Source organism: Sphingomonas phyllosphaerae (assembly GCA_036946405.1).
Lineage (GTDB): Bacteria > Pseudomonadota > Alphaproteobacteria > Sphingomonadales > Sphingomonadaceae > Sphingomonas > Sphingomonas phyllosphaerae_D.
The window spans coordinates 57,501-78,216 of record JAQIJC010000001.1 but is presented as its reverse complement, the minus strand read 5'-3'; the positions used below and the strand labels follow the sequence as shown (position 1 = coordinate 78,216).

The window sequence follows — 20,716 nt, the reverse complement described above, 5'->3', positions numbered from 1 at the left end:
TTGATGGCGATGCTGACGCTGACCGGCGGCCTTGGGGGATGCGTGAACATTTCCGCGCCCGACAAGCCGATCCAGATCAACCTCAACATCAATGTGACGCAGGAAGTGGTGTACCGTCTCGACAATGACGCCAAGTCGTTGATCCAGCAAAATCCGGGGATTTTCTAAGCCATGCGTATGAAGAGCCTTGTCCTGATCGCCGCATTGGCCGCGGTCGCGGTGCCGGTCGCCGCCTGGGCGCAGCGCGATCCCGCCTATGCCGCCGCGCGCGCGGCCGGCGAGGTCGGCGAACAGCCCGACGGTTATCTCGGCGTGGTCGGCAGCGGATCGGCGTCGCTGCGCGCGCTGGTCAGCAACATCAACATCCAGCGCAAGGCGGCGTACACGCAAAAGGCGCAGGCGTCGGGCGCGACCGTCGAGCAGCTCGCCTTCACCAGCGGCTGCAACCTGATCGCGCAGACCAAGCCGGGCGAGAAGTATCGCACGCCGGGTGGCGAGTGGGAGACGCGCGGCGCCAGCGCCCCGCAACGCGACCCGCGCTGCGTGTAATGCCGTCGCCCCTGCGTAGGCAGGGGCCCATGTCTGTGTCGTCCTGCGCTCAGGACTGACACATACGCCGCGCTCCTTGGGTCAAATGTCTCACGGCACGGCACAGTCATAGGCTCCTGCCTGCGCAGGAGCGACGGGGATGGTGGCCTCGACCAACCCCCGGTGCTTCGCAACGGTTGACACCCCTTAACCCCCCGTCTAACCGGGCCGGGCCTTGGCGGGGCTGCTCGCCGCTTGCGCGCATCCGTGTCCCCGGCGAGAAAAAACCAGGGTGAGGGTGGCTGCGTGGCGGAGAACGGTTCCGGACGGGATTTCCACGACGCGGACGACCCGCGCCTGACCCAGCTCGATCGTCGACTGGAACAGGCGCGCCGGGACGAAGCGATTCGGCAGGGAACGGTACGTGACGATGCGGATGCAGGGTATTCGCTCGGCAATCGCGTGCTCGCCGCCCTGATCGGAAGTCTCGTCGGATCGGCGCTGATCGGCTGGTGTATCGACCGCTGGTTCGGCACCGCGCCCTGGGGACTGATCGTCATGCTGTTCCTCGGGATCGCGGTGGCGTTCAGGCAAATCATTCGGTTGACGAGCAAGCGTCCGGGTGATCCGGGCGCTTGACGTATGTGGTAAACGGGAACCTCGCAGTGGCGGCAGAAGGCGGCAAGATCGATCCGATGCACCAGTTCCTGATCGAGCCCGTGCTCGGTCGGCCCTGGATCGTGGGCGGCTATGATCTGTCGTTCACCAATTCGGCGCTGTGGATGGTCATCACGCTGGTCGCGTTGTGGCTGTTCATGCTCGGCGGGATGAAGCGCGAGCTGGTGCCCGGCCGCTGGCAGGCTGCGGTGGAGGGGTTCACCGGCTTCGTCCAGAACATGCTGGTCTCGAACGTCGGGCCGGAGGGCAAGCGCTTCGTCCCCTACGTCTTCTCGCTGTTCATGTTCATCCTGTTCGCCAACGTGCTGGGCCTGATGCCGGTCGGCATCGTGCCGGGCTGGCACCCGTTCACGATCACCAGTCACCTGACCGTCACCGGCGTGCTGGCGATCATCAGCTTCTCGATCGTGCTGATCGTCGGCTTCGGCAAGCACGGCTTCCACTTCTTCAGCCTGTTCGTGCCGCACGGCACGCCGCTGCCGATGATCCCGCTGATCTTCGTCGTCGAGCTGCTGAGCTTCCTCGTCCGTCCGTTCTCGCTGGGGCTGCGACTGTTCGTCGCGATGACCGCGGGGCACATCCTGCTCAAGGTGCTGGCGGCCTTCGTGATCAACGGCATCAATCTCGGGCCGGGCTATATGGCGATCGTGTCGCTGCCCAGCTTCGTGCTGATGATCGGCATCACGCTGCTGGAGCTGCTCGTCGCGGCGATTCAGGCCTATGTTTTCGCGTTGCTGACCAGCGTCTATCTGAACGACGCGGTCAACCTTCACTGAGTTTTTCCTTCCACCACGAAGTTTCAACGGGAGTTATTATCATGGACGCAAACGCCGCAAAGCTGCTCGGCGCCGGTCTCGCTGCAATCGGCATGGGCATTGCCGCGCTGGGCGTGGGCAACGTCTTCGCCGCCTTCCTCGAGGGCGCGCTGCGCAACCCGGGCGCTGCCGACGGTCAGCAGGGCCGCCTGTTCATCGGCTTCGCCGGTGCCGAGCTTCTGGGCCTGCTCGCCTTCGTGACGATGATCATCCTGGTGTTCGTCGCGTAATCACGCCGACGATATGGCCCCGTCCGCACCGGGCGGGGCTGACCTGGGAAAGCGGACACCATGCCCCAAATCAGTCAGATCGCCGCCACCTATGCCTCGCAGCTCTTCTGGCTGCTCATCACCTTCGGCATCCTGTATTTCGGGATCGGCAAGGTGATGGTGCCGCGGGTTCAAGGTGTGATGGACTTGCGTGAATCGCAGATCGCGCAGGACCTTGCCACCGCCGAGGCGGCACGGGTCGAGGCCGATCGGACCGAAGCGGCGTGGAACGCCGACATGGATGCCGCGCGTGCGGCGGCGCAGGCCGAGGTTGCCGCCGCCAAGGCGAAGGCCCAAGCTGCCGCCGAAGCGCAATTGCGCAGCGCCGACGCCGATCTGGCCGAGCGTATCGCGCATCACGACGTCGCCATCGGCAATGCCAAGGCGGCGGCGATGGTCAACGTACAGACGATCGCGACCGAAGCCGCGCAGGAGCTGGTGCAGCGCCTGTCGGGCGTCGCGGTCCCCACGGACGCCGCCAACGAGGCGGTCCGCAGGCAGCTGAATCATGGCTAATCCCTCCTCCACGCTGGCGCAGGATCTCGAGGCGCAACCGCTCGAGCATCAGGACATGGCGAACGGCAGCGGCATCCATGCCGGCACCAGCGCCGGTGACGGCGAGTCGCACGCCGCACCGACCGCGCTTGGTCTCAACGACACTGGCTGGGTCGGTGTCGCTGCGCTGGTCGTGCTGATCGGCATGGTCGTTTGGAAGGTGCCGGCGGCGATTGGCGCGATGCTTGACAAGCGCATCGGCGGGATTCGGCACCAGCTCGACGAGGCCGCCGCGCTCCGCAAGGAAGCCGAGGCGCTGCGCGACGAATATGCCGCGCGCGCGCGCGGTGCCGAGGCCGATGCCGCCAAGATGCGCGACAATGCGCATCACGAAGCGGCCGAGATCGTCGCCAAGGCCAAGCACGATACCGAGGCGCTGATGGAGCGTCGCACGCGCATGGCCGAGGACAAGATCGCCGCTGCCGAGCGTGCCGCGATCGCCGAGGTCCGCGCGCGTACCGCCGAAGCGGCGACCGCTGCGGCCGCCGCGCTGATCGCCGAGCGTCACGATGCCGGCGCCGACCGCGCGCTGGTCGAGCGCGCGATCTCCGAGGTCGGTCGCCTCAACTGAGCTGATTGCCTCTGGATTGGCTGAGACGGAGCGGGCGCCATCGGCGCCCGTTTTCGTGTTGGCGGTTCGTCTTCGTTGCCGCACTGGCAATGATCCAATGGCGTTGACAAGAAAACTTCCTCCGTCATTGCGAGTGCCGTCCGACCCGAAGGAACCCCGACGATGCGTTTCTCGATCACCGCCGCCGCCGTGCTGCTCGCCTCCGCCGCCGCGCCCACGATCGCGCAGGCCCCCGCTGCCCCGGCCACCGCCCCCGCCAGCGCCGACGCTCGGCTCCGCCAGCTCTTCCACGACAGCGACGAGGGCAGCCTGCGCCGCAACCCGGTGCAGGCGCTGTTCCGCGGCGACATGCGCTACGCCGACCAGCTCGGTGACTTCTTTTCCGACGCGCATCTCGCAGCCGAGGAAGCGGCGACGCGGCAGGACCTTGCGACGCTGGCGACGATCGACCGCGCCAAGCTGACCCCCGTCGACCAGATCGCCTATGACGTCTTCAAGCAGCAGGCCGAACTCAACCTGCGCGGCTATGCACCCGACCTGCTCGCGGTACAGATCGTCCGCCCGCTCGATCATTTCTACGGGTTGCACACCTTCTACCCGGAACTGGCGTCGGGACAGGGCGCAGCGCCGTTCAAGTCGGTTGCGGACTATGACAACAACCTGAAGCGCAACGCCCAATATGCCGCGCAGCTCGACGCCGCGATCGCCCGCTTTCGCGAGGGCATGAAGAGCGGGATTGTCCAGCCCAAGCTGGTCGTCCGCAACATGATCGGGCAACTCGACAATCTGCTCGCCGGTGGGGTCGAGGCGTCGCCCTTCTACGGCCCGGTCAAGACTTTCCCCGCCGCGATCCCCGCCGCCGACCAGACGCGGCTGCGTGCCGCCTACACGCGCCAGATCAGCGAGGTGCTCAACCCCGTCCAGCAGCGGCTGCGCGATTTTCTCCAGAACGACTATCTGCCGGTCGCGCGCGACAGCGTCGGGCTGTCGGCGATGCCGGGCGGCGCGAAGCTCTACGATTATCTGATCGAATCGAACACGACGCTGCCGCTCAAGGCCGATGCGGTCCACAAGCTCGGCCTGTCCGAAGTCGCGCGGATCACCCGCGAGATGGAGACGCAAAAGGCCAAGGTCGGCTTCAAGGGCTCGCTGCCCGAATTCTTCGCCTTCCTGCGCACCGACAAGCGTTTCCAGCCGTCGTCGGCGACGCAGCTGCGCGAGGGCTATGAAGCGATCGGCCGCCGTGTCGACGCGCGCGTGCGCGAGCAATTCTCGCTCGTCCCGAAGACGCGGCTGGAGATCCGTCCGGTCCCGGCGTTCAAGGAGAAGACCGACGCGGGCGGCTCCTACCAGCCGGGCACCCCGGACGGATCGCGCCCCGGTGTCTTCTATTACAACACCTACGACCTCCCGACGCGCTACATGTGGGAGATGGAGACGCTGTACCTGCACGAAGCGGTGCCGGGGCATCACTTCCAGATCAGCCTCGCGCAGGAAAACGACGCATTGCCCGCGTTCATGCGCTTCGGCGGCAACACCGCCTATGTCGAAGGCTGGGCGCTCTATTCCGAGACGTTGTGGCCGCAACTGGGAATGGAGACCGATCCGTACCAGCGGATGGGCGGGCTGAACGACGAGATGCTGCGCGCGATGCGGCTGGTGGTCGACACCGGGATCCACGCCAAGGGTTGGACGCGCGATCAGGCGATCGAGTATATGCTCGCCAACTCGCCGATGTCGCGCACCGACGCGACCGCCGAGGTCGAGCGCTACATCGCGATCCCCGGGCAGGCGCTGGCGTACAAGATCGGGCAGCTGACGATCTCGCGCGTCAAGGCTGACGCGCAGAAGCGACTCGGCGCGCGCTTCGATCCGCGCAAATTCCACGCGCAGGTGCTGGACACCGGCGCGCTGCCGATGCCGGTGCTTGAGAAGAAGATCGCCGACTGGGTGAAGGCGGGCGGCAAGTAAGCTCCGTCGCCCCTGCGCAGGCAGGGGCCCATGTCTGTCGAATGACGAGATCGGTCTGACACAGGCAGCACGCTCCCTGTGTCAGACCCTTCGACATACGACACAGCCATAAGCCCCTGCCTGCGCAGGGGCGACGCTCTCCCCGTTGCCCCACCCGGCCGCACTACCTAGATCGCGGGAGATGACAGGCAGCTACGGCCCCCCCGACCGTTTCAACGAGGAAAAAGCCACCTACGCGATCCGCGGCGCCGACGCGCCCGATCTGGAAGGCGGGGTGGCGGCGATCCGCAACGTGCTCAAGACGCTGCCGCTCAAGCCCGGCGTCTACCGGATGCACGATGCCAAGGGCGACGTGCTCTACGTCGGCAAGGCGCGCGCGCTCAAGAACCGCGTCGGCAATTACGTGCAGGTCGAGCGGCTGTCCAAGCGGCTCCAGCGGATGGTCGCGCAGACGCGGTCGATGACGATCGTCACCACCAACAACGAGGCCGAGGCGCTGCTGCTCGAGGCGCAGCTCATCAAGCGCTATCGGCCGGCATACAACGTGCTGCTGCGCGACGATAAGTCGTTCCCGTTCATCCTGTTACGCGCCGACCATCAGTTTCCGCGCATCCAGAAGCATCGCGGCGCGCGCCGCGCCAAGGGCGATTATTACGGCCCGTTCGCCAATGCGGGGAGCGTCAACAACACGCTTAACGCGCTCCAGAAACTATTCTTGCTGCGGTCGTGCACCGACGGCTTCTTCAAGACGCGCGATCGCCCGTGCCTGCTGTACCAGATCAAGCGCTGCTCCGCGCCCTGCGTCGGGCGGATCGACGAGGCCGGCTATGCCGAGCTGGTGTCCGATTCGAAGAAGTTCCTCGCCGGCAAGGCCACCGACGTGCAGGCCAAGCTCGGCGCGCAGATGGAGGCGGCCGCCGCCAATATGGACTTCGAGCTGGCCGCGATCCTGCGCGACCGGCTCAAGGCGCTGACCTTCATCCAGGGCACGCAATTCATCAATGCCGAGGGGGTCGGCGACGCCGATATCTTCGCGCTCGCGTGCCACGAAGGGCTGATCGGGATCGAAGCGTTCTTCATCCGTGGCGGGCAAAATTGGGGCCACCGCAGCTTCTTCCCCGCGCACACCGCCGACGTGCCCGAGGACGAGGTGCTGACGCAGTTCATGGCGCAATTCTACGAGGAAGTGCCCCCGGCGCGGACGATCCTGATCGACCGCGTGCTCCCCGACGCCGAGGTGCTGATCGAGGCACTGTCCGAACAGGCCGGGCGCAAGGTCGAGATAACCGTGCCCCAGCGCGGGGTGCGCAGGCGGCTGCTCGACCAAGCGACGCGCAACGCGAAGGAAGCGCTGGAGCGCCGCCTCGCCGAAAGCACCACGCAGGCGCGGCTGCATCGCGAGCTGGCCGAGCTGTTCGAGTTGGGCGATCCGCCCGACCGGATCGAGGTCTATGACAACAGCCATATCCAGGGTACCAACGCGCTGGGCGCGATGGTCGTCGCCGGGCCTGAGGGCTTCCGCAAGGGCCAGTATCGCAAGTTCAACATCAAGCAGGCCGCCACCGACGACGATTATGCGATGATGCGCGAGGTGCTGACGCGCCGCTTTTCGCGCGCGCTGGAGGAGGACCCCGATCGCGACGGCGAGACCTGGCCGGATCTGGTGCTGCTCGACGGCGGGCGCGGGCAGCTTAACGCCGCCAAGGCGGTGCTCGAGGATCTCGGGATCGAGGACGTCTGTCTGGTCGGCGTCGCCAAGGGACCGCACCACGGCCGCGAGGGGCGCGAGGTCTTCCACCTGATGGACGGCCGCGAGCTGACGCTGCCGGTCAATGCGCCGTTGCTGTTCTATCTCCAGCGGTTGCGCGACGAGGTCCACCGCTTCGCGATCGGCGCGCACCGCGCCAAGCGCGCGAAGGCGATCGGCGCGAGCCCGCTCGACGAGGTGCCGGGGATCGGCCCGGCGCGCAAGAAGGCGCTGCTGATGCACTTCGGCACCGGCCGCGCGGTGCGCAACGCGTCGCTCGAGGACCTGCGCAAGGCGCCGGGGGTGAGCGCCGCGGTCGCGCAGCAGGTGTACGACTTCTACCATGCGCGGTGACCATCCCGTCGCCCCGGACTTGATCCGGGGCCCCGCTTCTTTCTCCTGCCGCCTGCAAGAGAAAGCGGGGCCCCGGATCAAGTCCGGGGCGACGATAAACTTACAACCGTCATTCCCGCGAAGGCGGGAATCCAGACGCGCAGGTCTGGCGATAGAAGCGCGACCGTCGGAGGTTCTGGATTCCCGCCTTTGCGGGAATGACGGCCTTGTGGCTGGCGCGGTCGGATGCACCTGACCGCCGACGCCATCCTGCTCGCCGTCCGCGCGCACGGCGAGCATGGCGCGGTGGCGCGGGCGTTGACGCGCGATGATGGTGTCCGCCCCGGCTACGTTCGCGGCGGTCACGCCCGCGGGCTGCGGCCCGTCTTACAACCCGGCAACCTGATCCGCGGCGAATGGCGCGCGCGTACCGAGGAACAACTCGCCGCACTCACCTGCGAACTGGTCCACACCCGCGCCGCGCTCCACGAATCGGCGCTCCCCGCCGCGGGGCTCGACTGGCTCACCGCGCTCACCGCCGCCGCGCTGCCCGAGGCGCAGCCCTATCCGTACCTCTACGACGCGCTCGGCGGCGTGCTCGACGCGATCGAAGCGGCACCCAGCGCGCGCGGCTGGGCGGCGGTGATGGCGCGCTACGAACTGCTGCTGCTCGCCGAACTCGGCTTCGGGCTCGACCTCACGACGTGCATCGCGACCGGCGCCACCGACGACCTCGCTTTCGTCAGCCCGAAGAGCGGCGCGGCGGTGTCGCGCGCCGCGGCGGCGGGCTATGAGGCGCGACTTTTTCCGCTGCCGGCGTTCCTGCGCGACGGTGGGACAGCGGACGGCGCGCAGGTGCTGGAGGCGCTGGCGATCACCGGCCATTTCCTTGCGCGCGACGTGCTGCTCGACCGACGCCGTGATCCGCTGCCAGCGCGTGCGCGGCTGATCGAGCGATTGAAGAGGGCGGTTGCGTGACGCGCGCGGGCGCGCCATGCGGTGCGGCCATGACACACGGCAAGCTCATCGCAATCCTGCCCGGCGACGGGATCGGCCCCGAAGTGACCGCCGAGGCGCGGCGCGTGCTCGACGCGCTCGATCTCGGGCTGGTGTTCGAGGAGGCACCGGTCGGCGGCGCGGGCTATCGCGCCAGCGGGCACCCGCTGCCCGACGCGACGCTGGCGCTCGCCAAGCGTGCCGATGCGGTGCTGTTCGGCGCGGTCGGTGATCCCGCGTTCGACTCGCTCGAACGCGCGCTGCGCCCCGAACAGGCGATCCTCGGGCTGCGCAAGAATTTGACGACCTTCGCCAATCTGCGTCCGGCCAAGATGTTCGCCGGGCTCGAAGACGCCTCCACACTGAAGCCCGAGGTGGCGAATGCGATCGATCTGGTGATCGTCCGCGAGCTGAACGGCGACGTCTATTTCGGCGCCAAGGGCCGCGGCACCACCGAGGAGGGCTTGCGCGAAGGCCACGACCTGATGCGCTATGACGAAAGCGAAGTCCGCCGCATCGCGCACGTCGGGTTCCAGACCGCGGCCAAGCGGCGCGGCAAACTCTGCTCGGTCGACAAGGCCAATGTGCTCGAAACCTCGCAATTGTGGCGCGACGTGGTGATCGAGGTCGCCGCCGACTATCCGCAGGTCGAGCTGACCCACATGTACGTCGACAATGCCGCGATGCAGCTGGTCCGCAACCCGGGTGCGTTCGATACGATCGTGACCGGCAATCTGTTCGGCGACATTCTTTCGGATCAGGCGAGCATGTGCGTCGGATCGATCGGGATGCTGCCCTCGGCATCGCTCGATGCCAACGGCAAGGGGCTGTACGAGCCGATCCACGGCTCCGCGCCCGACATCTCCGGGCAGGGCAAGGCCAATCCGTGCGCGGCGATTCTGTCGGCGGCGATGATGCTGCGCCACTCGCTCGACGCGAGTGACGCGGCCGACCGGATCGAGGCGGCGGTGTCGGCGGCGCTGGCGACCGGCGCGCGCACCCCCGATCTGGGCGGCACCGCGACCACCCGTGCGATGGGTGACGCGGTGCTGGCGGCGCTGTAACTTCTTTTTACGACCCCGGCGGACGCCGGGGCCCAGTTTGGAAAGCCGTGTTGGTCGAACGCAGCGTCCTGCCACAAACCGTCCCCGACTGGCCCCCGGCGTTCGCCGGGGTGGTGGCTAAGAATTAATGCTCGACCTCGCGATCGTCGTCCCGACCTTCAACGAACGCGGCAATGTCGCGTCGGTCGTGGCGCGGCTGGCGGCGGCGCTCGACGGGCTCGACTGGGAAGTGCTGTTCGTCGACGACGACAGCCCCGACGGCACCGCACAAACCGCGCGCGACCTCGCGCTCCACGACCCGCGCGTGCGGGTGATCCAGCGGATCGGCCGGCGCGGGCTGTCGAGCGCGTGTATCGAGGGGATGTGCGCCACGGCCGCGCCGGTCGTCGCGGTCATGGACGGGGACCTCCAGCACGACGAAACGCTGCTGCCGACGATGCTCGCCGCGCTCCGCGACGACCCGGCGCTCGACCTGGCGATCGGCTCGCGCTTCGTCGCGGGCGGCGGGACCGGCGAATGGGACCGCGACCGGGTTGCGAAATCGGCGCTGGCGACGCGGATCGCCGCACGCGTGGTGCATACCGACCTGAGCGATCCGATGAGCGGCTTCTTCGCGATCCGTACCGATGTGCTGCGCGCGCTGGTCCCGCACCTCGGCGGGATCGGGTTCAAGATCCTGCTCGACATCATCGGCGCATCGCCGCGCCCGCTGCGCTTCGTCGAACTTCCCTATGTCTTCCGCACGCGCGCGGTCGGCGAGAGTAAGCTCGATCACGTCGTCGCGATGGAATATTTAATCGCGCTCTACGACCGGCGGCTCGGGCGCATCGTGCCGGTGCGCTTTGCGATGTTCTCGATGATCGGCGCGCTGGGGGCCGGGGTGCATATGAGCGTGCTGTCGCTGCTCTACGTCGTCGCCGGGCTGACGTTCCTGACCGGACAGATCGTCGCGACCTTTGCGGCGATGACCTTCAACTTCTTCCTCAACAATGCGCTGACCTATCGCGACCGGCGGTTGCGCGGCGCGCGCGCCTTGCTCGACGGCTGGGTGGCGTTCTGCCTCGTCTGTTCGGTCGGCGCGGTGGCGAACGTCGGAGTGGCGGCATTCCTCCACGACGTACGGCAGGGGGCGTGGGCGGCGTCGGCGCTGCTCGGCGTGCTGGTCGGCGCGGTATGGAATTACGCGCTGTCGTCGCGGTTTACCTGGGGACGGTATCGGTGAACTCTCCACTTCCGTTCGCCCTGAGGAGAGGCTGAGCTTGTCGAAGCCTCGTCTCGAAGGGCATGTGCTTCGAGACGATGATCGGGTCGGATCGTCCCCCGGACGATCCTGAACATGCCGGGGGCATGTTCACCCGATCATTTCGACAGGCTCAATGCCTCCTCAGCACGAACGGTTCTGGGTGAGAACTACACCCAGCTATTGAACCACGTAAACCGATGGAACGCCGCCGGATTGGCGAGCGCCTGCGCGCTGAGCACCGGCAGGAAATACAGCCACAGCGCGAACACCAGCAGCAGGAACAGCTCGACCCATCGCCCGAGCGCCACGCGATGGTAATCGATCGCCACTGCCAGCGCGACGCACAGCAGCACGCTCGACGGATAGTAATAATAATAAAAGCCGAGCGACTTGGGGATGATCGCGAAGATCGCCACCGAGAAGGTCCATAGCGCCGCGGGGGCGAGCAGCCGCGCCGCGCCGGTCTTTACCCATGCTTGATAGCAGGCGGCCACCGCGACCAGCCCGCCCCACATCACCGCCGGATTGCCGAGCAGCAGGATGCCGCGCTGCGCGCCGTCGACCGGCTCGTAGAGATACCAGATCGGGCGGATCAGGAACGGCCAGGTCCACCAGGTCGACTGATAGGTGTGCGGCGGCAGCTTCTGCGTCTGGCGCAGATACATATCCCATTGGAATTGCGGCAGGGTGCGCAGCGTCAGCGCGTCGCTGGCGTAGAAGAAGGCGGGCGCGAACGTCAGGACGTAGGTGAGCACCGAGAGCCCGCCGAGCAGCGCCAGCGCCGGGACGGTGCCGAGTCCCGGCCAGCGCTGCGGCCGTTCGCGGCGCATCAGCACGAAGGTGATTGCGGCCGCGGCGACATAGGGGGCGGTGGCCCATTTGCACGCGGTGGCCAGTCCCAACAGCACGCTGCCCGCGCTCCACCGTAAGACGCTGCCGTCGCGGATCGCCGAACTGAGCAAGACGATGCCCCAGATCAGGAACGCGACCATGAACGTGTCGAGCATCGCGATCCGCGCCTGGATGTAGATCGTGAAGCCGAGCAGCGCGAATATCGTCGCGAGCAGCGCCGGGCGGACGCGCTGCGTCAACAAGTGCGTAAGCGCGAACACGCCCGCCATCGTCGCGCTGCCCGCCAGCGTCGAGGCGATCCGCCATCCGAACGGCACGTCGCCGAACAGATGAATGCCCGCCGCGATCAACTCCTTGGCAAGCAAAGGATGTTCGATGTTGGTCGGCCCGGATAGCGCGAGCAGCGCGCGCGCGGCGGGGAGGTAATGAACCTCGTCGAACACCGGTTTGGCGGGCACCGACAGGCGAAAGACGAATACCAGCCAGCTGAAGACGGCGATGCCCAGCGCGATCAGTCGCGGCGTTCCCTGCTGTCGTCCGACCCTCGTCACCGCCGCTTTTCCTCCGCCACGCGCCGCGCGGGCTTGCGACAGCCACGCGGCGCCGACAAGCCCGCTGGTGACGGTTTGACTTGTTCTGACGGGGGCGCGGAGGCTAAGCGGGGGCATGAAGCGGCATAGCGGACAGGATCGGTCGATCACCCAGAACTGGCGCCCTGCGACCCTCGCGGTTCGCGGCGGCACCGCCCGGTCGGAATATGGTGAAACATCCGAGGCGATGTTCCTGACATCGGGCTATTGCTACGATCGCGCCGAGGATGCGGCGGCGCGCTTCGCCGGTGAACAGACCGGCATGACCTATTCGCGACTCCAAAATCCGACCGTCGAGATGCTCGAACAGCGGATCGCGTTGCTGGAGGGGGCCGAAGCGTGCCGGACGATGGCGACCGGCATGGCGGCGATGACCGCGGTGCTGCTCTGCCAGCTGCAACAGGGCGATCATGTCGTCGCGGGGCGCGCGGCGTTCGGCTCGTGCCGCTGGCTGGTCGATACCCTGCTGCCAAAGTTCGGCATCCAGACCACCACCGTCGACGCGCGCGATCCGCAAGCGTTTCGGGATGCGGTGCGCCCCAATACCAAGGTCTTCTTCTTCGAGACCCCCGCCAATCCGACCATGGACGTGGTGGACCTGCGGGCGGTGTGCGGGATCGCGCGCGAGCGCGGGATCACCAGCGTCGTCGACAATGCCTTCGCCACCCCCGCGCTTCAGCGGCCGATGGAATTCGGCGCGGACGTGACGGCTTATTCCGCGACCAAGATGATGGACGGGCAGGGCCGCGTGCTCGCCGGGGCGGTGTGCGGGACGCAGGACTTCATCGACAACACGCTGCTGCCGTTCACGCGCAACACCGGGCCGACGCTCAGCGCGTTCAACGCCTGGGTGGTGCTCAAGGGGCTGGAGACGCTCGACCTGCGCATCCGTCGCCAGTCGGAGAATGCGCTGGCGGTCGGGCGCTTCCTCGAAGCGCGCGTCCCGCGCATCCTCCACCCCGGCCTGCCGAGCCATCCGCAGCACGATCTCGCCATGTCGCAGATGAGCGCGGTCGGCGGCATCTTCGCGTTCGAGGTCGAGGATCGCGCGCAGGCGCATGCCCTGCTCAACGCGCTGGAGCTGATCGACATCTCGAACAACATCGGCGATTCGCGCTCGCTGATGACGCATCCCGCCTCGACCACCCATTACGGCGTCTCGGCCGAGGCGCGCGCCGAGATGGGCGTCACCGAGGGGCTGCTCCGCCTCAACGTCGGGCTCGAGGATCCGCAGGACCTGATCGACGACCTCGACCGCGCGTTGCGGCAGGTCGGGTTGTGAGCATCGCCACCGGCATGGAGGCGCTGTTCACCGACGCCGCCACGACCGAGAACGTCACCGTGCGCGTTTCGGTCAGCTATCTCGCCGAACAGTCGGAGCCGGCGCGCGGGCGCTGGTTCTGGGCCTATCACATCCGTATTGAGAACGACGGCGCGGGCGCGGTGCAGTTGCTGACGCGGCACTGGATCATCACCGACGGCGGCGGCGCGCGCCACACCGTCGAGGGCGAGGGCGTCGTCGGCGAACAGCCGGTGATCCGTCCCGAGGGCAGCTACGACTATGTGTCCGGCTGCCCGCTGTCGACGCCCAGCGGCACGATGCAGGGCAGCTATCGCATGGTCGCCGAGGACGGACGCGTGTTCGACGTCGCGATCCCGCGCTTCGCGCTCCACGCGCCGGCGGTGGCGGAGTAGCGCGGTGAAGCGGACGCATCTGCCGCTCAACGGGCTGCGCGTGCTGGACGCCGCGGCGCGTCATCTGTCCTTCACCCGCGCCGCCGACGAGCTGGCGGTGACCCCCGCTGCCGTCGGGCAGCAGATCCGCGCGCTCGAGGATACGCTCGGCGTCGTGCTGTTCCGCCGCACCACCAAGGGGCTGGAACTCACCCCGGAGGGCGAGGCCGGGCTCGCGCCGCTCCGGCAGGCGTTCCTCGAATTCGAGGAAGCGGTGCGCGCGATGCAGGCCGGGCAATCGTCCAAGTCGCTGACGATCGCGGCCCCGCGCGACGTGACCGAGAAATGGTTGCTACCGCGATTGGCCGAGATCGCTGCGGCCGACCCCGACCTCCGCTTCGTGCTGGTCGCCGCGGACGAGGGAATGGACTTCACCGAGGCCAACCTCGATCTCGCGGTCCGTTGGGGCGAGGGGCCGGGCGCGCACGAGGGCGAGGCGATCGAAAGCGAGGGGCTGGTGACGGTCGCGCGCGCCGAGGGCGCGGCGGACACCGCGATCCTGTGGCCTGGCGCGCCCGAGCCGGACAGCGCCGGGCAGGTGCGCGTCGGCGACGCCGGGCTGGCGATCGACGCCGCAGCCGCCGGGCTGGGTCGCGCGACGGTCCCCGAGATGCTCGCGGCGCGCGACATCGCCGCCGGTCGCGTCGTGGTGGTCGGGGAAGCGCAGCCATCGCGGCTCGGCTATTGGCTGGTCGCGCCGACCCCGCAGTGGCGGCAGCGCAAGGTGCAGGTGCTGGTCGAGGCGCTCGGACGGTAGAGCGTCATCCATCAAAGCCGAAGCGTAGCCGCCACCCGTCATGCCGGACGTGTTCCGGCATCCACCGTTCCGCCAGCATACGGGCGGTTGCTCTTGCGGAACGGTAGACCCCGGAACACGTCCGGGTGACGGCGGGAGATAGTTCAGGCGGGATAGATCGAATACCTGACGTCTGTTTCCGACACGCACCGCGCCATCGGAAAACCGCGCCCCGCGCTACACATGCCCCCGCCGACGCCGCAACGGCACGATCAGCACGCCCCCCGCGAGCGTCAATCCGGCGAGCACCAGGAGCAGCAGCGTGAAGTCGCCCGGCGTCGCCAATGCCCAGGTCAGCAGCGGTCCGAGCAGCGACGGCACCGTGTTCGACAGGTTGATGAGCCCGAGATCGCGCCCGCGGTGATGCGGGTCGGGTAGCAGTCGTACTGCAAAGGCCTGATGCAGCGCGAGGAACACCGCCGCCGCTACCGAATAGGTGACGAAGCCGATCGCCCCCGCCACCGGATGTGCGACGACGGCCATCGCCAGCAGCCCGATCGTCGCCACGACCGCCGCGCCGACCAGAAACGGCGTGCGCCGCGCCGCCTGATCCGACAATCGCCCGGCGAGCACCGCGACGGGTAAAGGCAGGATGTAGCTGATCGTCAGCAACGTGCCGACGCGCGTGGCCAGCGTCGCGGGCGGAACGCTGCCGGCGATGCTCTGGAAATAATAGAGCAGGTACAGCGACAATGCGCCCCCGGCGAGTTGGACCAGCAATCGCGCGAGGCTGGCGACCCACAGCCGATGCGCGGGCGCTACGCTGGGCGATCGTGGCGCGGCGGGCATCGGTGCGCGCCGGACGAACAGCAAGGGTAGCACCGCCGCGACCGACAGCCCGGCGATGAGGACCAACTGCGCCGCCTCGCTCCGGCCGGCATCGGCGACCAGCATCGCCGAAACCGCGCCCGCGGCCGGCGGTCCGATCGCGAGCAATCCGCCCGCCAGCCCGCGCTGATCGTCGGGGATTTCGTCGGCCATGATTGCCATCATCGGCGCGAGCACCGCGTTGACCGCGCACTGGAACGCCAGCACCGCCGCGATCAGCACCACCGGTTGCGCGGCGGTCGCGATCGCGGCGTAACTGACCGACAGCGCGACCAGCCCGCCCGCGATCCACCCGCGCCGTCCGCCGCCGCGCCTCACCGATCGGTCGCTGAGCCAGCCGAACAGGACGTTCGCGCCGCTGGCGGTCGCCGCGCCGAGCACGATCGCCACCGTCAGCCAGCCGATCCGCGCCTCACCCGCCAGCCGGTCGATCTTGAGCGGCAGCAGCAGCGACAGGAACGGCAGGTAACCGATCACCGCGCCGGCATGGGCGAGCGAAAAGGCGACGAGTAACCGGTAGGTCGGGGGGAAAGCGCGCGGCATGAGCGGCGTGCGCTAGGGTCTGTACTCGATCGCCACAAGGTCGTGACGGAGCGGATTTTTGCGCCAGGCCAGGAGCAAGGAGGGAGCGATGCTCTCGCATCGTGACCGACGCGCGACGCCGCATGGCGCAAAAATCCGCCCGCCGCGAAGCGGTCGACCGTGGAAGGCCGCCCAGCTTCGTCGCTTGCTTGCGGGTAGCGCCGCTACCCGGCTGCGCTGCGCTCCTCGTGGGCGGCCTTCCACGGTCGATCACGATCCTTGTGGCGATAGAGTACAGACCCTAGCATGGATGCGCACGGCCCCGAAATCACACGACGCGGCCGATCAGGCGGCGCGGCGCTCGATGATCCGCACCACGTCGGGAAGCAGCGCCACCGGCAACGGTTCCGAGAAGAGATAGCCCTGCATGTGCTCGCACCCCATCCGCAACAAGGTTTCGAGCTGATCGGCGGTCTGCACGCCCTCCGCGACGCATTCGAGCGACAGCGCGCGGCACAGCCCGATCATCGCCTTCACCACCGCCCGGCCGCGCTGCGGCTGAAGGTCGTCGATGAAGCTGCGGTCGATCTTCACTTTGTCGAGCGGTAACTGGCGCAGATTGCTGAGACTGGAATGGCCGGTGCCGAAATCGTCGAGCGCGATCTTCACGCCAAGCCGACGCAGACGCTGCAATACCCGCCGCGCGGCGGCGGGATCGCGCATGACGGCGGTTTCGGTGACCTCGATCCAGATCCGTGCCGGCGCGACCCCCGACGCGAGCAGTTCGCGTTTGATTTCGGTCAGCGTGGCCGGCGAATGGAGGTCGCACGCCGAGACGTTGAACGACAGCGAGACGTCGGGTGGCAGCAGCCGCGCGGCGGCCAAACCCTTGCGGAACATCGCCAGCGTGATCCCGTGGATCAGCGTCGACCGCTCCGCGATCGTGATGAAGTCGCATGGCGATACCTCGCCGATCAGCGGACTGTGCCAGCGCGCCAGCAGCTCGATCGCGTCGACCTGCCCGGTACGCGCACCGACGATCGGCTGGCCATAGACCTGCAGTTCCTCGTCGAACACGCAGGCCTGCAACGCCGCTTCGATCGCGCGTTCGCGTCGGATCGCGGTTTCGAGATCGGGGGTGAAGATGCACATGCCCCCGCCCTGGACGCGTTTGGCATGATAGAGCGCGTAATCGGCCCGGTCGAACAATTCGGTCGCGACCAGCCCGGCTTCGGGAAACGATGCGATCCCCAGCGAGCCGCCGACCGTAACGGTCAACTCGCCGATGCCGAACGGCGCGAGCAAGGCGGCGCACAGCCGTTCGCCGACGATCGCCGCCGCATGTGGCCCGCCCGCGACCAATAGACCGAACTCGTCGCCGCCGAGTCGATACAATGTCGCGCCTGGCGCGAGCAGTCCCTGTACCCGCTCCGCCAATTGCACCAGCAGGATGTCGCCGACATGATGACCGAAGGTGTCGTTGACCGGCTTGAAGCGATCGAGGTCGAGCAGCCCGACCGCGAAGGGCATGGCGTTGGCGCCGGTCACCAGCTCGGCGAGATCGTCGTGGAAGCGGCGGCGGTTGGGAAGTGCGGTCAGGCTGTCGGTACGCGCCAGCCGCTCGTTCTCACGATTCAGCCGGACCAGTTCGTCATGCTGGCGTTCGAACCGGCTTTGCGAGATCACCTGTCGTCGGAATTGATCGAAGCTGTTGAACAGCACGCGCAGCAACACGGTCAACACCACCGCGACATTCACCGCCATGACGGTGCATATCGTGTCATGCTGCGCCAGGCAGATGCCGACGAAGGCAGGAACCACGATCACGCCCACCAGCATCGCGGCTTGTGGCAGCGCGCTGAGGCAGAACATGCAGCCGATCACGGTGGTCGTGACGTAGATCATCATATGCGCTTTCTGGGCCGCATCGCCGTATCCCAGGAGCGCGATCGCCCAGGCCGTATAGGCGAGCGCCAGGCACGTTCCGATCATTATGATCCTGCGAAGCCGACCCTTCGCCTTGGCCGGGCCGAGCGTTTCGCCGCGTCGCGCCCGGCGCGTCCAATAGACCAGCCGCACGCTGCTGAGCATGCAAAGCGCCAGCGGAACCGACGTGCTGAGCGCAAGGGGAACGACAGCGTGGTGGGTAGCGACGATCACCAGTGAGTTGACGAGCAACACGGCGTAGAGAAAGGGCAATTGTCGTTGAATAGCCGTGGCTTGGGCTATGGCGAGGCGGGGATTCCTGCCGACATCGGCATACCATCGATACAGTCGACGGATTTTTCTCCCAAGCACACGCGTCCCCCGCAGTAAACTTCCCCTCCTGCATGTTTATCGTAAGTTGGTTAGGAAGGCATCAATTCGGGTCATCTTTGTTTGAGATAAGCTCCATTCTTTGCGGCTTCGTTCCTATGTCGATGTTTTCTTTGCGAAAGCGGCGCAGCAATACGGTGAGCGAGGCACTGCGCGCGCTATAGGCCGCGCGCGGCGAGGCGACATGAGCAAAGCAATTGAAGAAGATCCGGCCGTCCGCGATCGAATCGATGAACACCTTGGGTGCGGGGTCGTCGAGAATGTCGGGCTCGGCGGCGAACGTCTCGGCGACGATCGCGCTGACGCGGTCGGCATCGGTTTCCAGCGGTACCGAGAACTGGATCTGGACACGTCCGAGCGGACCGGACAGCGTCTTGTTGAGGACCGGTTTGGTGATGAGCTCGGAATTGGGGACGATCAGCGTCGAATGATCGGCAAGCGCGATTTCGGTCGAACGGACGCTGATCCGCTTGACGTCGCCTTCGTCGGTGCCGACCCGGATCCAGTCGCCGATCTTGATCGGGCGCTCGGCAAGCAGGATCAGCCCGGACACGAAGTTGGACGTGATGGCCTGCAGGCCGAAACCGATGCCGACCGACAGCGCCGACAACAGCAGCGCGATCCGCTCGACGCCGATCCCCAGCGAGGCGAGCGACCAGATCACCGCCAGCGCGATCCCGACATAGCGCGCGACCAGCCCGACCGAATTGCGCGCCGATCCGTCGAGATCGGTGGCGGGCAGGTATTTGTCCTCCAGCCAGCGCCGGAATGCGCGCACCAGCGCCAGCCCGATGAACAGCACCGCGATCCCGCGGACGATCGCGCCGGGCGATACCGCGATCCCGCCGACCTGGACGCCCTGGGCGAGCAGGCCGAGCCGCGCCATCAGCGTGCCGATCCCGCTTCCGGTCCCGAACGGTACGAAGAACAATCCGAGCGCGGTCAGCGCGAGCGTCAGTCGCACCACACCCGACAACAGCACGCCAAATTGGTCGACGACCGCGCCCCGCAGCCCCAATCCGCGCGACAGGGCGCGACCGAGCGCGCTGTCGCGTGCGAAGATCGTCACCGCCAGATCGTCGGCGGCCGCCATCAGCAGATAGGTCGCGGCGGCAAGCACCACGCTCCAGCCGATCAACTGCATGACGAACAGGGCAAATCCGAGGAAGCCGAGCAGCAGCGCGGCGAGCGTCGCCAGTGCCAGCAGCCACGCGAACAGCGCCACCGCGCCCAGTCCGGCGCGCGCCGGCGCGGTCGCCGCTTCCTCGGCGCGATGCGCCCGCAGCCGCCCTACCGCCAGCAACGCGCCAGCAAGTATTGCAAGATGCAGGATAATTTCCAGCACATGCGTTGCGCCTTGCGCGGCCGGGCTGATGCCGGTCGCGGTGCCAAGCGCCTCCAGCATGTAGCTGAGGAACGCGATCGCGGCGAGCAGCAGGCTGTACGGACGCAATTGCGTGGCGACGTCGTCGGCGATCGGCGCAACCCGCCAGCTCGGTTGCCGCCGCATCAGCAACGCGCCGGTCACCGCGGAGGCGAAACACGCGTAAGTGGTTGCGACGGTGAGAGCATCCGCACTCGCCTCCCAGGCCGCAGGCAGCAAGCGCGCCCAGCGAAGCCCGGTCATCAATACGGCGATCGCGAGGAAGGGGGCCAATGTTCCGATCAGAACGCGCCAGATGGCGGCAGCCGAGCGGCGCACGCGATGCCCCGGCGCATCTTCGATCAAAAAGCGCTGTCCCACCCGTTGCGCAGCACCGCGCGCCGGAAAGCCGATCACGAGTGCCGCAACGACGCCAAGCAGCGCTGGCCACAGTCTCGCCCGAGCCCGCCCGATCTCCTCGATGCCCGCAGCGAGATATCCCTCGGTGCGGCGCAGGTCGCGCGGCAACGCATCGACCACTGCCACCCAGAAGCCGGGCAGTACCGGCGACGGGCCGTGCGCGGTGATCGTCTGGCTGAAGCGTTCGGCAACACTTTGATCGAGTTCGTCGGCGAGTTGCTGCGCCTCGACCCCGATCAGCCGCCCGCGCTTGACGCTCGAATCGAGCATCGTGTGCTGTCGCGACAGCCGCTGGCGCTGCGTGCGCAGGTCGCTGGCCTCGGCGCTGGCGGCGTGGCCCAATCCGGCGAGACGGGCGTCGACCAGCGCGAGTTGCTCGGCAAGGTCGCTCGTCGCCGCGGTGGCGGCAACGCGCGCGGCGATGATCCGCTCACGCAATACCCCCCGCGCGTCATCGTCGACACGCTGGTCCATCGCGCGGTCGACGGCCCGAACGTCGGCCTCCGCACGCGAAAGTCGCGCCGC

Annotated in this window: 19 protein-coding genes (1 of these 19 running past the window's edge); 15 read left to right on the top strand and 4 right to left on the bottom strand. The window is 67.5% G+C overall.

All coding sequences use genetic code 11. The annotated features are described in order from the left end of the window. The first annotated feature begins 3 nt into the window (after positions 1 to 3). From PGN12_00385 to PGN12_00330, 12 genes are all read left to right on the top strand, one after another. The gene (locus PGN12_00385) at positions 4 to 168 is read left to right on the top strand and encodes a YnbE family lipoprotein (protein ID MEH3102346.1); all 165 of its coding nucleotides are present in this window, start codon (positions 4 to 6) and stop codon (positions 166 to 168) included. Positions 169 to 177: 9 nt separating this feature from the next. Next, the gene (locus PGN12_00380; GenBank protein ID MEH3102345.1) at positions 178 to 549 is read left to right on the top strand and encodes a YdbL family protein; all 372 of its coding nucleotides are present in this window, start codon (positions 178 to 180) and stop codon (positions 547 to 549) included. Between the two features lie 285 nt (positions 550 to 834). Then, a complete protein-coding gene (locus tag PGN12_00375) occupies positions 835 to 1,167 on the top strand; it encodes an AtpZ/AtpI family protein (protein MEH3102344.1) in 333 nt (110 codons plus the stop codon). Positions 1,168 to 1,193: 26 nt separating this feature from the next. Further along, positions 1,194 to 1,982, top strand: a complete 789-nt coding sequence (locus PGN12_00370; GenBank protein ID MEH3102343.1) for a F0F1 ATP synthase subunit A — start codon at positions 1,194 to 1,196, stop codon at positions 1,980 to 1,982. A gap of 41 nt (positions 1,983 to 2,023) precedes the next feature. After that, a complete protein-coding gene (locus PGN12_00365) occupies positions 2,024 to 2,251 on the top strand; it encodes a F0F1 ATP synthase subunit C (protein MEH3102342.1) in 228 nt (75 codons plus the stop codon). A 60-nt stretch (positions 2,252 to 2,311) separates the two neighbouring features. Then, positions 2,312 to 2,806 carry an ATPase gene (locus PGN12_00360; protein MEH3102341.1) on the top strand — a complete coding sequence of 165 codons (495 nt, stop codon included), beginning with the start codon at positions 2,312 to 2,314 and terminating at the stop codon, positions 2,804 to 2,806. Next, positions 2,799 to 3,416, top strand: coding sequence for a hypothetical protein (locus tag PGN12_00355; GenBank protein MEH3102340.1), 618 nt, complete (start codon positions 2,799 to 2,801; stop codon positions 3,414 to 3,416). The genes PGN12_00360 and PGN12_00355 overlap by 8 nt, the downstream gene beginning before the upstream one ends. 162 nt (positions 3,417 to 3,578) lie before the next feature. Continuing rightward, the gene (locus PGN12_00350; GenBank protein MEH3102339.1) at positions 3,579 to 5,387 is read left to right on the top strand and encodes a DUF885 domain-containing protein; all 1,809 of its coding nucleotides are present in this window, start codon (positions 3,579 to 3,581) and stop codon (positions 5,385 to 5,387) included. A gap of 181 nt (positions 5,388 to 5,568) precedes the next feature. Continuing rightward, on the top strand, positions 5,569 to 7,488 hold the full coding sequence (gene uvrC / locus PGN12_00345) for an excinuclease ABC subunit UvrC (GenBank protein ID MEH3102338.1): 1,920 nt from the start codon (positions 5,569 to 5,571) through the stop codon (positions 7,486 to 7,488). Positions 7,489 to 7,713: 225 nt separating this feature from the next. Next, the gene (gene recO / locus PGN12_00340) at positions 7,714 to 8,445 is read left to right on the top strand and encodes a DNA repair protein RecO (GenBank protein MEH3102337.1); all 732 of its coding nucleotides are present in this window, start codon (positions 7,714 to 7,716) and stop codon (positions 8,443 to 8,445) included. Between the two features lie 29 nt (positions 8,446 to 8,474). Beyond that, positions 8,475 to 9,527, top strand: a complete 1,053-nt coding sequence (gene leuB, locus PGN12_00335; protein MEH3102336.1) for a 3-isopropylmalate dehydrogenase — start codon at positions 8,475 to 8,477, stop codon at positions 9,525 to 9,527. A 127-nt stretch (positions 9,528 to 9,654) separates the two neighbouring features. Then, the gene (locus tag PGN12_00330) at positions 9,655 to 10,749 is read left to right on the top strand and encodes a glycosyltransferase family 2 protein (GenBank protein ID MEH3102335.1); all 1,095 of its coding nucleotides are present in this window, start codon (positions 9,655 to 9,657) and stop codon (positions 10,747 to 10,749) included. Positions 10,750 to 10,937: 188 nt separating this feature from the next. Here PGN12_00330 and PGN12_00325 read toward each other — a convergent pair whose 3' ends face one another. Continuing rightward, entirely contained in the window at positions 10,938 to 12,173 is a 1,236-nt protein-coding gene (locus PGN12_00325) for a glycosyltransferase family 39 protein (protein ID MEH3102334.1), read from the bottom strand. 115 nt (positions 12,174 to 12,288) lie between these two features. On the opposite strand from PGN12_00325, the gene PGN12_00320 reads away from it, so the two are divergent. From PGN12_00320 to PGN12_00310, 3 genes are read left to right on the top strand one after another with little or no spacing between them, the layout of a single operon-like run. Continuing rightward, the gene (locus PGN12_00320; GenBank protein MEH3102333.1) at positions 12,289 to 13,494 is read left to right on the top strand and encodes an aminotransferase class I/II-fold pyridoxal phosphate-dependent enzyme; all 1,206 of its coding nucleotides are present in this window, start codon (positions 12,289 to 12,291) and stop codon (positions 13,492 to 13,494) included. Between the two features lie 14 nt (positions 13,495 to 13,508). Next, complete coding sequence (gene apaG / locus PGN12_00315) at positions 13,509 to 13,907, top strand: Co2+/Mg2+ efflux protein ApaG (GenBank protein ID MEH3102332.1); 399 nt, start codon at positions 13,509 to 13,511, stop codon at positions 13,905 to 13,907. 4 nt (positions 13,908 to 13,911) lie between these two features. Next, on the top strand, positions 13,912 to 14,703 hold the full coding sequence (locus PGN12_00310) for a LysR family transcriptional regulator (protein MEH3102331.1): 792 nt from the start codon (positions 13,912 to 13,914) through the stop codon (positions 14,701 to 14,703). A 216-nt stretch (positions 14,704 to 14,919) separates the two neighbouring features. Here the strand turns inward: PGN12_00310 and PGN12_00305 are convergent, their stop codons facing one another. From PGN12_00305 to PGN12_00295, 3 genes are all read right to left on the bottom strand, one after another. After that, positions 14,920 to 16,113, bottom strand: coding sequence for an MFS transporter (locus PGN12_00305; protein MEH3102330.1), 1,194 nt, complete (start codon positions 16,111 to 16,113; stop codon positions 14,920 to 14,922). A 324-nt stretch (positions 16,114 to 16,437) separates the two neighbouring features. Then, a complete protein-coding gene (locus PGN12_00300; protein ID MEH3102329.1) occupies positions 16,438 to 18,183 on the bottom strand; it encodes an EAL domain-containing protein in 1,746 nt (581 codons plus the stop codon). Between the two features lie 268 nt (positions 18,184 to 18,451). Continuing rightward, positions 18,452 to 20,716 carry the 3' portion of a DUF3772 domain-containing protein gene (locus PGN12_00295; GenBank protein MEH3102328.1) on the bottom strand. Its footprint extends 99 nt past the window's final position, so the window shows 2,265 of its 2,364 coding nt (coding positions 100–2,364); the start codon falls outside the window, past its right edge — the gene reads right to left on this strand; the stop codon is at positions 18,452 to 18,454.